Raw genomic sequence first — 16,826 nt, 5'->3', positions numbered from 1 at the left:
TTATACCATACGATTGGCAAACTGGAGAACCTATTAACGTCACTTGTTAATTGAATCAATAAAAAAGGGCTTTCAAGTTTATATTGAAGGCTTTTTTTGTGGCGATTTTTAACTCTGAAATGTCCCATTAAAACAAGAATTTTAATTATCTCTTACACTAAAAGTAAAATTGAAAGGAGTTTTCATTATGAAACTATATTTTCCAGATGTTCAAATTGAAAAATTTGATTTTGATGAAGATTGGTTGATTCGTTCTATTAATCCATCAACTTATCAAGTCCTCTATGAAGGCTTGGGTAAAAATAAGGATTTAGAGATGGTTATTAGTTATCAAGATAATCCTGAGCTGTTTCAATCTCTTGGTAAAGGTGAGTTAGTTCAATTACCAAAAGAACTATTTCTTCAGCCAGAAGAAGCAGAACCTTGCTTAGAATATGAATGCTTTTAAAAAGAGAAAGGAGTTTAAATATGGTAAACGAAACAACCTCGAAATCGGCAAATTATGGTAGTAAAAGTCGAAAAGAAAGGGTAGATTTAGCTCGTTCACGTGATATTTTGGATGTTGCGGAACAATTAGGAATGGAATTAGAAAGAGCTGGTCGTGATTATCGTTGGAAAGAACATGATAGCTTAGTCATTACTCCAAACAAAAATGTTTGGAAATGGTTTTCTAGAGATCAGGGCGGTGATGTGATTGCTTTGGTTGAAACAATAAAAGAAATCAATTTTAATCAAGCAATTGATTATTTAAATGATGGTGTCTTTAAAACATTTGATTATAGTGGAAAGCAAGAGAAACAAGAACCGTTCCGTTATCTTATGGAAAAATATGAGCATCCTGACTTTGAAATTGCTAGAAACTATTTAAAAAATGAAAGAGGTCTTTCTGATGAAACAATCAATTTCTTTTTAACTTCTGGAAAAATGGCAGAAGCTACTAGAAAAAAGGGAGATTATTTTGAACCTGTCATTGTCTTTAAGTATAAAGATTTAGACGGGAAGCTAGTTGGTGCTAGTTTGCAAGGGATTGTAGAAAATCGAGTTCAACATCCTGAACGTGGTCGTTTGAAGCAAATTATTCAAAATTCAGATAGCATGCAAGGATTTAGTGTTGATGTAGGAAATCCTAAACGCCTTGTTTTTGCAGAAAGTTCAATTGATTTAATGAGCTACTATCAAGCAAATAAAGATCATTTGAATGATGTACGCTTAGTGGCTATGGATGGTTTAAAAGAATCAACAGTAGGCTTTCATTTGGGTCAATTACAATCAGAGTTATCAGGACGACCGCTTAATTGGTCACGTGAACAATTGGCAGATGGTGTCAATATTGCAGCTCAGAACGGATTCTTCAAAGATGGAAAACGTTCTGATATGATTACTTTAGCAGTGGATAATGATACTGCAGGTCACAATTTTATTACGAATTTTCTAAAGAAAGAAATTCCTATTCAAATTGATATTCCGCCAATCTTATATCGAAATCGGGACAAAGCGGATTGGAATGATTATCTCACCCGACCAACCACTTCTGGAACAGCAATCTATCATGTTTATAGTTTTGATAGAGAGAATGAAGATTATCATTATCATGGCTATTATCCTGAAGAACTAGCCGTTTTTAAACAAAAAGAATTGACTTCTGATAAAGTAAAAGTAGTGACTTCTAAAGGAATTTTAATGAAAGAGGAAATAGAACCTTTGATAGCTTTTACTGAAGGGTTACTACAAGATCGTGCAAGCCAAAAAGAAATAGAAAAATTAACACCTCCTCATCTTCAAGTAGAATTTAACTTTTCTGAAAATCGTAAGATTTCGGAGACATTTTCTTCAGGAGAAAGGATCTCCTACAAAGATTTTGTAAATGTACTTTACGAAGAAAATGACTGGACTATAATATCTTCATTAAAGAAAGGGTATGATAAAACCTACTTTGCTTTACTAGATGAAAAAGGGAATCGTTTAACAGACAATCTTCGTTTTGATATTGGTAATGAAAGGAACACAATAGCCGAGGATTTGAAAGACTACAATCTACCAGCTGCCTATCTTGAATTAGCTCAAGAAGCAGATCGTAGTTACGCTAATCAAATTAGTTATGGTAGTTTGACTGGCAATATTAAAACATTAACAGAGAGTGTTCAAAATAAGATTCAGAGAGGACAATTAAGTATTCATTTATCTGACGAGGTTTACTTCTATACTTTAGTCAACTATACAGGTTGGAGCTACCCAATGCAGCAACTGAGACCGGAAGCGTTAGATGCACTAAAAGAGCATCGTTCTTTCTTTGAAAGTATTAACGAAACGAATATTGAGCGTTTCAAAGAAAAAGGCACACCCGAACAAAATCAAATGTACCAGTTATTAAAAGGGATTCAAAAAGAACTAGGACGTTCTGACACCTCTACTATTTTCTCAGAAGAGGTCGCAATCAGTGCTTACAATCTTAACAAACGGATAGATAGTCTAACAGCAGAGAATTGGGGTAAGTCTATTAGTGAGCCACTAAACAGCTTAGGGCGAGATACATGGAATATTCTTAGCTATCCTGCAAATCAGATAGATACACCAAATAATAACTATTTTTATCAGCTAGTTCCTTATCACTTGTTAGAATATCTTGAACATTCTACTGGACAAACTGAAATTTCAGTAGATGTATATGAACAAATTCTAGATAAATTAAAAGATAGATCTGTAGAAGTGATTTCCCCAGAAAAGGACATTGCTCAAGAGGAGGGGCTGCTAAATGAAGACTCATTGAAAAATATTACACAAGAAAAGGATCAGAAAGACAATAGCCGTTTGGCTCAAGCTCAACGAAAATTAAATCGTTTAAAAGGAGAATTGGATAACTCAATTCAAGCGGCTCAAGAACATCAAAACTTAACAAACGGTCAGCCAATGAATGATAAGCGAAATGGAGCTGCATTCTTTAAAAAACAAGAGCAATTGGAAAATAAGGTCTTTTCTACAATGGATGAAATTAAAAAGCAAGAAGAGAGAGTAGAAAAGTTGCAATACCAAAAAGAACTCAAAGAAAAAGGACTTAACCGTCAGGGAAATGGTCTTGAAATGAGTGTACAAAATATTCCTAAAATTAGAGAAGAAATCGAAAAAGCTGATCGTGGAGAATCAATGTTTACTAAAGAGACCATTAAACGTTATCGTCAGGAACTGGAACGATTAGAAGCTGCTCAAAATAAAGCAGAAGGTGTGACTATTCAGTCTGCAGCTCAATCTCTAATTGATGAAGGACTTGTCAATCAATGGCAAAAACGACCGGATACTTATTTTGTGAAAGGTCTGAGAAGAGTTGCATTAGAGATGACTGAGGAAGGAAACTTCCAAATCTCTTCTAATTGGAAGTATCAGCCAAAAACAGAAGATGAGAAGAATAAAGTAGAGGACTTGCTGAATCGTCAGTCTCTTCAGCGGGAACATATTATTAAAGAACATGTTGAGGTGAAACCGCAATTACAAGTTGCTTTTGCTTTCTCGGAAAATCAGGTTCTATCGAATAAGTATCATGAAGGTGATATTGTCCTTTATCAGGAGTTTGTAAAAGATTTCTATCCTGAAATGATTCGTCGCCGTACAGAATCAGTCGCCTTGCAAAATGGCTATGATAAAACTTACTTTGCTTTATTAGATGAGAATAACAACGAACTTGTAAAAGATATTCGATTTGATTTAGGGGATCCGACCACTAGATTATCAGAGGAATGTGAAAATTATTTACCTCCTAAATACCTAACCATTGCAAAAGAGATTGATCAAAATTATTTTGGCGATCAATCATCTATCCAAGTAACTGAAAGCATCAAAAAAGCTCCTGAGCAAGCTCAAGAGCAAATGGTTGATAGGACCAATGGTGGCACGGGTTCTTTACAGCCCGAAGCTGAAGGTAGCACCTCACCCGTACTTGAAACAAGTACCTTTGAACGGTCTGTTACCAGCCGCCCTACATCATCCTATCCTTACTTACATTTTACCACAAATTATGTGGAAGTGCAAAAAAGAATAGGAAACTATCATCCAATAACACCAGTAGATTTGAAGCGGTTAAATCAATATGCACCATCTATTCAATCTACAGCACGCTGGTATTTAGATGAACTTGCAGATAGTAAGATTATTTTTATCTATGCAGATAGAGGAATTGAAAATATCTTAGAAGTTACTTTCCAAAAAGAAAACTTTATTCATCTTTCAGGAATTAGACCTTTTGAAGAAGGAAAAGGAGCTGCAGACTTTTTGGAAGATTTTGCGTCTGGTTATGGTTCTTATGATGGAGTGTTAATCAGTAATGCAATTAAAGATAAATTGCAGGTTCTTCCCATGCTGCAGGATATTTTAGAACCACAATCATTTGTTTTAGATGATTTAACTAGTGTTGAAAAACTGCATAATCTGAACATGAGCGAAGCCATTAAATCAAAGGATGAAGATTTTCTTCTGTTGTTCAAAGATACAGGAAACGAGAAGATACCAGCTTCTTTGATGAAATTAAAAGGAGAATTGGCAACCAATGTACAAGAGTTGACTGAAAAGACAATTCTTGGTATTTACCGTGAACGTAATGGTCAAATAGAGCAACTGGCTATCAATGACGATTATGTTAAGGATGATGGCAAGGAAATGTTGTCAGTCTTAAAAAATAGACAATACGAAGAAATTCTTGAGAGAATCGAGCTACAAAATGAACAACTTTTTCAGCTGGAAAATCAAAGTCTTAATCAGGAATTAGGGAAAGACTTAGACAGATCTTTGAATGTTATTGAATCGGTATCAGAAGACGCTGAAATGGGTCAAGAAGTCTCCGCAATCTCTCCCAAGCAAGAATTAAAAGATGGCTTGGCAAGACGTGTTGAAGAGATTACAAAACAAACCCAAAAAGAGGCTTTATTAGCTTCAATTCCTGAACTTCAGGAGAAATTATCAAGAGAAGGTGATTTGATTGGCTCATCTCTGACAAATGGGGGCGTGCTCTATACTCATCAGGAAGCATTTGGAGATGACTATCAATTAGAATTAGCTGTTCATAGTTCAACTGCTGTTGAATCTTTAACAGAACAGCCAGCTCCTTGGAGTTTAGCTGTTTTAAAAGATAATCAAATACTTGGCTATCTAGCTTATGGTAGTGACTGGGGAAATGACTTCCAAATTGAGGATAATTTAGAAGGCTTAGTTGAACAGATTCTTTCAGAAGAAGTTTCTAAAGGTCTCTATTCACAAGAAGAAGTAGATGCTTTCTTGAAAGAAAACCAGTTTGGTGAGAATCAACAAAAGAGTCAAGTTGAAGAATTTTCTTCAGATGTTCCATTTGATTATGCGAAGGCTTCTGCTTATGAACTAAGTGAAATAGCTTTTCAAAAGATTCGTGAGTTTACTCAATCACCAGAAGAGTTAGCTCATTATATGGATTTTATGAGTAAATTTCCAACTCTATCTCCTAGAAATGCTGCCTTAGTTCAAGCACAATGGCCGGGAGCAAATGCTGTAGCAACCTTTAATCAATGGAAAGCGTTAGGAGAAACATTAGGAATCAGTTCTGATGATGTTGTTCAAACAACTAATACTTTTACTAATAAGAGGACAGGTAACAGTCAAGAGGTAACTAAACAAACCTTGTCTGTCAAAGCTGGAGAACATGCACAAATCACTCTTTTTCGTCCAGTAATGGAAGAGATGATTCCGGTTTTCGATGAGAATGGAAAACAGGTAATCAATGGTAAAGGGCATCCAAAATTTAAGAAGAAAAAAGAAGCCTCTTTAGAAGAAAAACAATTGATTGCTGAAGGAAAACTGAAGGTTGTTCGATTTCAGGTACGAGATTTGTTGAAGGGGCAAGGGAAATTCACCTTATATAAAGTATTTGAACTAAGCCAAACGAATCTAAAACCAGAAGCTTATCCTAAAGCGATGCCGAATCGTCATTACAACTTTGAAACAGACAAAGTTAAAACAAAAGAGGTTCTACTAGGACTTCAAGACTATGCTCAAAAGCTTGGAGTTGCTATTTCAACAGATGAGCATCATGTTTTAGGAAATGCTAAAGGTGCTTTTTATCCAAATGACCAGAAAATCTTATTAAATCCTGATAATTCAATCGGAGAGAAAATTGGTACAACGATTCATGAGTTAGCTCATGCTACGCTACATAATTTTCATGAAGGAAAAAATGAACTCCATCTTTCAACTGGAAGAAAAGAGTTGGAAGCAGAAATGACCAGTTACTTGGTTTCTAAGCATTTTGGACTAGATACCAGTGAGGAAGCCATTCAGTATATGTCGCATTGGACAAATCAATTGAAGGAGTTGAATGATAAAGAGTTAAATCAATCCATGACTCGTATTCACAAGACTGTTTCATGCGTTATAAAAAGTGTTGAGAAACACACAAAACCTTATCAGTTGAATAGAAATAGAGGACAGAATTTTGGCTCTCGATTTCCAAACAAAAGCTTAAAAATGTAAAAAATAGGTACTCCTTTTTTGGAGTATCTTTTTTATTTTCTGATTTGTCCCATTAAAAACCAAAAAATCATTATCCTTTAAACTAATGTTAAAAAATGAAAGGAGCCAAAATGGATATAGAGGATAAACTTCAAAGAAAAAATATTAAGCTAGCTAAAGAAGAGGAAGATAAGAAAGAGGAAGAATCGGCTAAATTCATGAAGTATTTTGACCTATTTTATTTTCTATGCTGTCTTCTCCTTCCTATTATTGCGGCGCTGTAGCAGTGGGTTACGAGTTTGAGGTGAACTAGACCATGAGCGCTACTACTATAATGATGGAATATTCACTTAATATGGCTGTAAATTTAGCCTTTCATTCAATCCAAAGGAGAAACAATGATTACCGTTTTATTAGCAGAAAAAGATGATCAGGCGGCAACCTATGCAGCTGCATTAGGAGAAGGTCGCAAAAAAGGAATGACATGGATTGTTCAACAGAGTCCTTACCTTGAAGGAGAAATTCATATCGTTGCAGCAGAAGGACACTTATTTGAATATGAACCTCCAAATAACAACTGGGATTTAGAAAAACTCCCTTTACTAGATGTATCTTTTAAACAGCACTTAAAAGACGACAAGAAAAGCAAGAATCGTTTTAATGTTATCTATCAAGAAGTTAAAAAATCAGATCGTGTTCTTATTGGAACAGATTCTGATCGTGAAGGAGAGCGGATTGCTTATTCTATTCTGTCTCATATTCCAGGAGGAAAAGAAAAAATTTGGAAACGATTGTGGGTTCACTCTATGACCACAAAAGGTTTACAACGCTCTTTTCAAAATTTAAGAGATCCAACAGAGACTTATAACTATTATTTAGAAGCAGAAGCCCGTGCGCAAAGTGATTGGTTAGTAGGGATGAACTTATCCCCTTTTGTAACCTTGTCCCTTCAACATTCAGGAAAAGTCTTACGAAAGAAAGAAAATCTTTTTTCAGTTGGTCGTGTTCAAACACCTACAGTTCGGATTTTATGTGAAAACGATATTAGCATAAGAAATTTCGTTCCACAGACTTATTGGAAATTACAGCTAGAAGATAAGCAAACGGGTATCGTCTTTTCAAACTCTGAACCTTACTATGATAGCGAAGAAGTATTTAAAATAGCTAGAAACTTGTCAGAGATTTCTACAGTTTCTTCAATTGAATCAGAAGAACATGTAAAGGCAGCCCCTCCTCTATTTTGCTTGTCTGACTTGCAGGGGTATGCTGCTAAGCGTTGGAAGTTTGATGCTTCTATGACAGAGCAGTTAGTAGAGAGGCTTTATCTTAAAAAATATTTGTCTTATCCTCGAACGGATAGTCGCTATATCACTCAAGAAGAATTTGATTATCTATCAAGTAATATAACTGCTTATCAACACGTATTGCAATGCCCTTTTGAGGTGGCACACCCTGAAGCAAGAAAAAACTATGTAAATCCTGAAAAAATTGGGGAAAACAGTCACTATGCGCTGATTCCAACTGAAAAAATTCCTGATCTACTTTCTTTAACAGCTCAAGAACGATTGATTTATGAGGCAGTCACAAGAAGAACTATTCTAATGTTTGCGGAAGATTGTCGTTATGAAACAACAACTGTTCAATTGAAAAATCAAGGTTTAGAATTTGTGACACGTGGAAGAAGGATGGTTCGTTTAGGTTGGGGAGAGTGGGCGAATCAAACTATTCGAAAAGATGTCTTCTTGCCTCATTATCAAGTGGATCAAAAAGTTCCTAGTATCATTTCCGTTTGTGAAGAAGTGACAAAACCACCTAAACGCATTACAGAAAGTCAGTTGATTGGTTCTATTTTTTCAAAATATGGTCTTGGAACTCCAGCTACAAAGGCAGCTATTATTCAGACGATTCAAGATAGGGGGTATGTCACAAAAGATAAGAAAACAGGTCAATTTACACCAACGAATAAAGCTTATCTCCTAATTAACTTTTTATATGATAATGAATTTTCTAATCCAGAAACAACAGGGGGATGGGAAAATTTCTTATCTCAAATTGGTGAAGGAAAAATTAACCCACGAGAATTTGTGGATGCGATTAAAGAAAAATTGAAGAAGCAGATTGTAGCTACTGAGGAAAGAGGTGAGAGCAGTTGAATCAGGCATCAAAGACTCCTTTTTTAGACCAATTTACAGAGAATTTATCTCAAAAAATTAGTCAAAAGCCAAAGGATTATCAAGTGTACGGAAGAGAAGAAGAAATTCAAGCTGTTATTATCTCTCTTTGCAGACGAACGAAGAATAATCCTATTTTGATTGGTGAACCTGGAGTTGGGAAAACAGCAATTTTAGAAGGATTAGCTTTGGAAATCTTACAAAATCGTGTTCCCGAAACATTAAAAGGCTTAACTGTCCGTTCCCTTGAATTGTCTAGTTTAATGAATGAGAGCGAAGGAAGTTTTATCACAAAACTGAAAAACATCATTGATGAATTAAAGAAAACTCCTGGTCAAAATCTACTCTTTATTGATGAATTTCATACAGTGGTCGGTGCTGGGAGTCAGAATGGAGAATCACTAGATGCAGGAAATGTTTTGAAACCTTCTTTGTCTCGTGGAGAGATTCAGTTGATTGGTGCTACTACATTAGATGAATTTCATGAGTATATTGAACAAGATCGTGCTTTGGAACGCAGAACCCAACCAATTCTCATTAAAGAGCCAACAATTGCACAAGCGATTGAAATTGTGGGGCAAGCAAAAGAAATTTATGAAGACTATCATAATGTTTCAATCAGTCATGAAGCTGTTTGTCAAGCCGTGAAACTATCTACCCGTTATATTCCCGATCGCTTTCTTCCTGATAAAGCTTTTGATTTGATTGATGAGGCTGCTACTATAGTTTCTTCAAAGGGACAAGAATTTGTTACAGAACAGGAAATAGCAGAAGTGCTGAAGAAGCAAACTGGTATTCCAGTAACTACTGTTTTAAAGGGAAACAAAGAACGCTTAGATTCTTTAGAAGAAAAGCTTCATCAGCGAGTAAAAGGACAAGATGAAGCTATCAAAACTGTTGTAGAAGTGATTAAAATTAGTCAAGCTGGAATGCAAGACGAAAACAAGCCAATTGGATCTCTTCTTTTCTTAGGAACAACTGGAGTTGGGAAAACAGAATTGTCAAAAGCTCTGGCTGAAGGATTATTTGATGATGAAGAAGCGTTGATTCGATTTGATATGTCAGAATACTCTCAAAAAGGTGATGTCACTAAATTGATTGGAGATAGAAATCGTAGGAGTAAGGGACTTTTAACAGAAGGAGTCAAAAGAAAACCTTATTCCGTCATTTTGCTTGATGAAATTGAAAAAGCTCATCCAGACATCTATGATCTTCTTCTTCAGGTGATTGATGATGGTCGATTAACGGATGCGACCGGAAGATTAGTCAGTTTCAAAAATACTATTGTGATTATGACAACGAATATTGGTCAAGAAAAGCTTTTGACAAAAGCTGCTATGAAAGGCAGTCTTCGTCATTTAACAGAACGGGAACAAATTCAATTTGAAGCTAGTATGGAAATTGAACTCAAAACAGAATTTCGCCCTGAATTTTTAAATCGGATTGAATACAAAGTGATTTTCAATTTACTCGAAAGAGAAGATTTAGAAGAAATCGTGGAGAAAAATATGAAAGAAATCGAGGAGCGAACGAATAAAAAGGGATTGTTCTTATCTTATGACCCAGCTGTTCTGGATTATTTAGTAGATATCGGAACAGATTCTAAAAATGGTGCTCGTCCACTTGAACGATTATTGAAAAGAAAAATTCAAGCTCCTATTTCAGATATTATTTTAAAACTTCCGAATATAAAAGCCCATCAGTACGTTGTTCATATTCAAGTAGAAGGAGAAAAAGAAGAAAGTAATCCCCGAAAAGACCCACGTCAATTGCAATTTAATGTTTTAAATCAGTCAAACTATTTATTCAACTGAAAAAATTTTTCTGATTTGTCCCATTAAAAACAAAAAAATTATTATCCCTTAAAATAAGGAAGTCAAATGAGAATAAAGGAGGAAAATCATGAAATCATATTTGACAACACAACTAACTAAGGTGAGAAATAAAAGTAAAATCTATTTCTCCTCCCTTGCTCTTTTCTTAACAAGTGTATCTGCTCATATTGTGTATGCAGCAGATCCGTTTGAAAAAAGTAAAAACCTTGCACAACAAGGAATCACTAAAATACAAGGTATTAGCATTTTTCTATTTGGACTGGGACTTGTTTTTACTGGTCTTGTCTATAGCTTAGGAGGACGAGAAATAAAAGCAGCTATTAAAAAGCACTGGTTAGCCATTGCTATAGGTATCATCGTTGTATCTACTGGTCCAAGTATTGTAGAGTGGTTTTATAACTTTGTTAAAAGTTAGAAAGTAGGTAGTTATGGCATTTAAACTTCTAAATAAAGCAAGGAAATGTCCCATAAAAGATGAATTATTTGTGCAAGTTACCTGGACTCCTAACAACTCTCCAGCAGAAGATGAAAAGCTAAATTCTTTAATAGAGGAGCTAGATGAGAATATTCTAGCTGAAGGTCAATTTCATTTTGATGAAACCCTTCCTTACCTCACCTTTTTACAAGCAGAAGTTCTTTTTCAAGAAATGAAGCGAGAATATGAATCATTTCTGATTGAAAAAGTTTCTGTTTGTCGAAGAGAAGGTGGAGGAATTACAACGAAAGGAGAAGTATTTGTCCAACCTCTTTTGATAGATGCCAGTTATCAAAATTTGTTGCAACCTTTAATGGAATCTATTTTGACAACACCTGACTTCTCTACATATAGCTATGATGAAAAAAGAGATTATTTTATCAATCAAGTTTTTCCTAGCTATCGAGCTAGTTTAGATGTTAGCGAGACTTCTCTTCCACTGTTTCCAAGTAAAGAAGAAGTCCATAGTAAAGGAAGCATTCGTAGCCCTGAGGTTTCTATTCAAAGAGATGAGTTTCAGCAACAAAAGCAATCCTCTCATCCTATGAAAAAAATTTATCTTACTTTGGGAATAACTAGCCTATTACTTTGTTTATCTTTAGGGATTAACATTTGGATATTAACTAATCAAAGTCAAATGACTCGACAAGTTCAGTTTTTGCATCAAGAGTTAGAAAAAACGACTCAATTACAAAAACAAGAACATCGGTTGGATGTTTTTAGTCGTTACTTTATACCAAGTTACTATTCTAATAACAAACAGTTATTAACTGATTTTTTGGATAAAGGAAATGCAAAATATACAGTTCCAAAAGAAGGAACCTTGCAATCTGTTATTCTGGAAAAAATCAGCTATGAAGCTGGTGAATATACGGCAACCTATGTTCTTGCCTTAAAGCAAAATAATGGAATCAAAAGCGTTCGATTAACACTCGTTGCCAAAGAAAAGAAATCCAGCCCCTATGGCTTTGTCATCACTAAAGAGCCAATAGAAACAACTTATATAAAATAAAAGAAAAGGAAAATCTAAATGAAGAAAAATAAACTATTAACAATGCTAAGTATTTCAACGATTGTACTAGCCAATGCCGGAATGGTCTTGGCGGATGCACCAGTCGTTCCAGTAGATCCAAGTGCTTCTACTGAGGTGACTCCAAAGCCTGAAACACCAGCAGAGCCAAGTCTTCCAGTTCCAGAAACTCCAAGTGAACCTTCAACAGAACCAGAAAAGCCAGCTGAACCGACTCCGGAAAATCCTGGTACAAAACCAAGTGATCCGGTTGTTCCTTCAAATCCGACAAATCCTTCTACGGAACCTTCAACAGAACCAGAAAAGCCTGTTGAACCAGCTCCGAACCCAAGCACACCTTCTTCAGAAGATAAGAAGGATGAAGAAAAACCAAAACCAGAAGAAAAACCCAAAACAACGGATGAAGCAAATCAAGCTGGTAAAAGCCAAATTGGAACAACCTCAACTGCTACAGGTCAAGTGGTGCAAGATGTAGCACCAAACAAACCAGTCACGACAAATTCAGGAGTTACAATTGTCGGAGTCCAAAATAGTAATCCGATTATTGCAAATGCAGACGGTACAACTTCTATTGTTTCAGCTGCTTCCATTGGAGCAACAGTTAATCCGGATCAAACGGTTTCCGTAACAACCGCTTCAGGTGAATTAAAGACATTACCTAAAACAGGTGAGAAAGCATTCATTAGTTCTCTGCTATCATTGATTGGTCTATCTTTGCTTGCAGTAGGAACAAAATTAAAAAAAATTATTTTAATAAAATTTAAGGAGAAACCAAAAAATGAAATCAAATGAATCAAAAACGTATGGCTCTATTCGCAAAATCAAGGCTTATGGTACTTGCGGAGTTATTTTAGGACTTGCTGCTTTGGCTGTTGCGACAACTAATGGTGTACAAGCAGATGAAGTCGCTAAAGAGCCGACAACGGTTGCACCCGCAAATACAGCTACTAATTTGCCAGATAGCCAACCAGCTAAAACAGCTGAACAACAAAATCAGTTGAATCAAGCTGGTCGAGCACAAGGAAATGTAACTGTACAGGTTGACAATAGTCAAGTGAATCAGGCAGCTCAAGCAGCTAAAAAAGAAGGTGTGGAAGTGGTGCAAGACGCTCCCGTTGATAAAGGGACTACAAACAGCTTAACTGAAACACAAAAAGCTCAGGCTGAAATTGTAGCGGATCAAGCAAAACAAAAAGCAGCTGTTGAAAAAACAACAGAAGATTATGTAAAAGCAAAAGATAATCATGCAAAAGCAGTAGAAGAAACTAAACAAGCAAATGCTAAAATTAAAGCTGATAATGCCGCTTTAAAAGAAGCACATGACAAAGCTGAGAAAGCAGGTCAAGATGTCAATCAAGCTGTTTCAACGGCAAAAGATAAAGTAAAGGCAGAATTTAAGGATGTGAAAGTATCTGAAAGTACAAAAGCAATCAAAGTGGAAGCGACCAAAGATTCTTATGACGCTTATACTAAAGAAGTTGAAAAAGTAAAAGCGGATAATCAGAAGTCAACTGACACTTATATTGCGGAAAAACGTCAGGAAGACAAGGATATTGCGGATACGAAAGCTTATAATGAAGCTGTTCGGAAGCGTAACACAGAAGGCAAAGCAAAAGTAGAAGCAGAAAATGCAGAAATTGCTAAACGGAATCAAGCTCAATTAGATCATAAGAAATCAGTTGAAGCTGAAAATGCTGCCATCACAAAACGCAATGTTGAAGGTCAAGCAAAAGTAGATGCAGAAAATGCTGCTATTGATGATTTCAATAAGAAGGTTGCTGAGCACAATAAAGCAGAAGATGCTCGTGTTGCAAAAGAAAAAGCAGAAGCTGAGAAAAACAGAGTAAAAGATGGGTATTTGAGTGAAGTTGTTTCCCAAGGTCTTGTTTTTAAGAATGAAGCTGACGCTCATATTGATGTAAAAGGTGCTGATAGTTACATTAGTGCTAAAGGTTTGCATGAAGCATTTAAAGATATTACGAAATCTATGGGTCTAGGAGAAGATCAATTACAACAATATGTAACATACTTCTCTTTACCAAGTGCACAAGATTTAAAAATTAGTAAAGATCCAAGTCGTTTAACTTCAAATTTTGAATTGTATAAAGCTAAGGCAGGTTTTGTCTTTGGGGGAGAAGGTAATCAGTTTGGTGCGGTCAACTCTAAAGTTGGTAAAACAGTTACAGTTACTTATACGAATCTAAAAAACTCGTCGTATAAAGGTAGAGCTATCTCTAAGATGGAGCTAGATGTTACCGTTAAGCCTACCTCTGAAAATATCCAAGATGATGTGGTCTTTGGTTTTTCTAAAAATCCAGCCAAGGGTATTGAAGTAGCAGCTCGTTATAAAGATACTAATAAAGATTATAAGTTAGATCTTAGTTTAAGAACTCGATTCTATGATGCAGATGGAAATCTTATTAATTTTGAAGATAATAAAGATAATCCTAATGAATCAAAAGGTCTTTTGTCCCTATCAAGTTTGAATGCTTATAAGAATCACGTAGAGACAGCTCGTCCATCAGACACAGCTCGTTTCATCCAGATTTCAGGTTCTTCAATTGTTAAGCACGATAACGGGTTGGTTTATTCAAATGAGAAAGATAATTCAAATGGTAATCATTTCGGATTAAATCAGCATAATATTATTGATAGCACTACCAGCCCTTATTATTGGTATCTTGCGGGTGCTTTATCCTTGAAGGGTACTAACCCAGAATATGGCATTACAGTTACATCTTGGGATAAATTAGGTGATCGTAAAGGTGAAGGTCGCTTTACACCATCTATTTGGTTCACAGTTACAAGTGAGCTTGCGGCGACTGGTGTTCCAACACCTCCACGTTATCGAAAGACAAAAGAACCTAAGAACTTCATACCAGAAAAATTGAAAGAAGTTCCAACTCCTAAATTGGAAACTCCAAAGAACTTTACTCCAGAAAAGGAAAAAACAGTTCCAACTCCAAAAGCTAAATTAAGTTTGGTTACAGTTAATGGCGTACCAACACCAACATATAAACCAACTGAAAAATTACCAATACCGCCTGTTGTTCCAACAGTGCATGTGCATGATTATAAATTATCTACTCGTCCGCAAGTACAAAAAGCAGTTGAAAATGCGGATAAGGTAAACATCAATGGTCAGTATGTGGCTAAGAATTCACTAAATCGGTTTGTTTTGCAGACAGAAACGTTACCTGCAGGTCGCAAGCCAATCAATCAATTAGTTTTTAATGACCACTTACCACAAGGATTTAAAGTGGATTTGGAAAAGACAAAAGAAGCGAATAAAGGTTATGAGGTCGCTTATAGCGAGAAGGAAAACTTGTTGACATTTAAGGCAACCACAGCTACTCTTACCTCGGTTAATAAAGATTTAGCTAAAGAGTACAAATTAGCTGATTTATCTGTTTGGGGTCGTCCTCAAAATGATGCTGCAGATTATGAAAACGTCTTTGAAATGGTCGTGAACGGTGGTGGTTCAAATGGTTATGTGCGCAAGTCAAATAAAGTCCTGATTCATACACCAGGAAAACCAGATCCAAATAAACCAAACGATCCAAAAAATCCAAATCGTGATCCACTAAAACCAGAAAAGCACAATTACAATGCTGCTGGAACATTGGTAGATGGCAAAGAAATGCTTCCTGAAGGAATCAACTACTACATTTCTAAGTGGGCGAATCGTCCAAATAAGGGTGATAAATCTGGTAAAGAAGCGATTGCGAAAGGCTTTGCATACATTGAGGACTACCAAGATGATGCAGTAACACCGCTCGAAAGTCGATTCCAAGTGAAAGATGCTGAAGGTAAAGCTGTGAATGGATTGAAGATGTATCATGTTTTAGATTGTAAGACACTCTCTAAAGCTTTAAATGATATGATTGATCGTTCAGGTATTTCTCCAAAAGGAGCATTTTACATGTGGGTTGCGGAAAAACCAGAAGAGTTTTACAAAGCCTACGTTCAAACAGGTATGGACTTATTCTTCCATACTCCAATGCAAAACAAAAAAGGCTTTACAGGTAAATACACGAATCAAACCTTCCAAGTGCAATTTGGTAACGGCTACTATTCAAATGTAGTAGTCAATCATGTACCAGAGCTGAAAGTCCAAAAACGAGTTTACAATAAATTAGGTAATGGTCAAAATCTGGATGGTAAATTGATTAAGCTGGGTGATAAATTCTATTACTATTTAGATGGAGCTAAGTTGCCTGCTAATCGTGGTGAAGCACTCAAAGAATATCGATTCTTTGATGATTTTGACCAAAAAGGTGATGAATTTACTGGCGAATATAAAGCTCTTGCAGGGGTTGACATCAAATTGAAAGATGGTTCAGTGATTAAGGCAGGTACAGACTTGTCACAATATGCAGAATTGAAGTATGACAAAGCCAAAGGAATTGTCGAGATTTCTATGAAGCAAGACTTCTTAGATAAAGTAGATAATGCGTCTGAATTTGATGTAGATGCTGCGATTCAAATGAAGCGGATTGCTTCAGGTACATTTGAAAACACCTACAAAAATGTGGTAAATGGTCATGAAATTGTTTCTAATACGGTTAAAACAACTACACCTGAACCAGAAAAACCACAACCTAAGAAACCAACCCCTGCACCAAAGACACCAGCCCCAGCTTTACCACAAACAGGAGAACGTAGTTCAATAGGTTTAGTAGCACTTGGTTTGAGTATGCTTGCAGGATTTGGATTGTTCGGACTGAAAAAACATAAAGAAAATTAAAAAGAAAATCTGATAAACTCTTAGCTTTGATCAGACAGGTGGAGCAAGCTAGGCGTTTTGCCTAGCTTTTCTTTTTGGTATCGGTTGAATTCATTATTTTTGTATC

9 protein-coding genes are annotated in these 16,826 nt (G+C 35.8%); all 9 read left to right on the top strand.

The genetic code is table 11. The features are described 5' to 3' along the window. Positions 1–187 precede the first annotated feature (187 nt). The 9 genes from HMPREF2574_RS00330 (at position 188) to HMPREF2574_RS00295 (ending at position 16,720) form a co-directional block, all read left to right on the top strand. On the top strand, positions 188–448 hold the full coding sequence (locus HMPREF2574_RS00330; protein ID WP_024052239.1) for a hypothetical protein: 261 nt from the start codon (positions 188–190) through the stop codon (positions 446–448). A gap of 20 nt (positions 449–468) precedes the next feature. Then, entirely contained in the window at positions 469–6,483 is a 6,015-nt protein-coding gene (locus HMPREF2574_RS00325) for a PBECR4 domain-containing protein (protein ID WP_257374074.1), read from the top strand. Between the two features lie 110 nt (positions 6,484–6,593). Then, positions 6,594–6,746, top strand: a complete 153-nt coding sequence (locus tag HMPREF2574_RS10495; RefSeq protein WP_024052237.1) for a hypothetical protein — start codon at positions 6,594–6,596, stop codon at positions 6,744–6,746. A 114-nt stretch (positions 6,747–6,860) separates the two neighbouring features. Then, positions 6,861–8,615, top strand: coding sequence for a type IA DNA topoisomerase (locus HMPREF2574_RS00320; RefSeq protein WP_024052236.1), 1,755 nt, complete (start codon positions 6,861–6,863; stop codon positions 8,613–8,615). Next, a complete protein-coding gene (locus HMPREF2574_RS00315; RefSeq protein ID WP_024052235.1) occupies positions 8,612–10,447 on the top strand; it encodes an AAA family ATPase in 1,836 nt (611 codons plus the stop codon). The genes HMPREF2574_RS00320 and HMPREF2574_RS00315 overlap by 4 nt, the downstream gene beginning before the upstream one ends. 88 nt (positions 10,448–10,535) lie before the next feature. Next, entirely contained in the window at positions 10,536–10,883 is a 348-nt protein-coding gene (locus HMPREF2574_RS00310) for a TrbC/VirB2 family protein (protein ID WP_024052234.1), read from the top strand. Between the two features lie 13 nt (positions 10,884–10,896). Beyond that, positions 10,897–11,955, top strand: a complete 1,059-nt coding sequence (locus HMPREF2574_RS00305) for a hypothetical protein (protein ID WP_024052233.1) — start codon at positions 10,897–10,899, stop codon at positions 11,953–11,955. A gap of 18 nt (positions 11,956–11,973) precedes the next feature. Next, positions 11,974–12,765: a hypothetical protein gene (locus tag HMPREF2574_RS00300; protein WP_024052232.1), complete on the top strand. Its 792-nt coding sequence runs from the start codon at positions 11,974–11,976 to the stop codon at positions 12,763–12,765. After that, complete coding sequence (locus HMPREF2574_RS00295; protein ID WP_070812029.1) at positions 12,752–16,720, top strand: SspB-related isopeptide-forming adhesin; 3,969 nt, start codon at positions 12,752–12,754, stop codon at positions 16,718–16,720. The genes HMPREF2574_RS00300 and HMPREF2574_RS00295 overlap by 14 nt, the downstream gene beginning before the upstream one ends. Positions 16,721–16,826: the final 106 nt, after the last annotated feature.

It is taken from the genome of Streptococcus sp. HMSC034E12, from assembly GCF_001835915.1.
Lineage (GTDB): Bacteria > Bacillota > Bacilli > Lactobacillales > Streptococcaceae > Streptococcus > Streptococcus vaginalis.
This window is presented reverse-complemented; position numbering and strand designations above follow the sequence as displayed.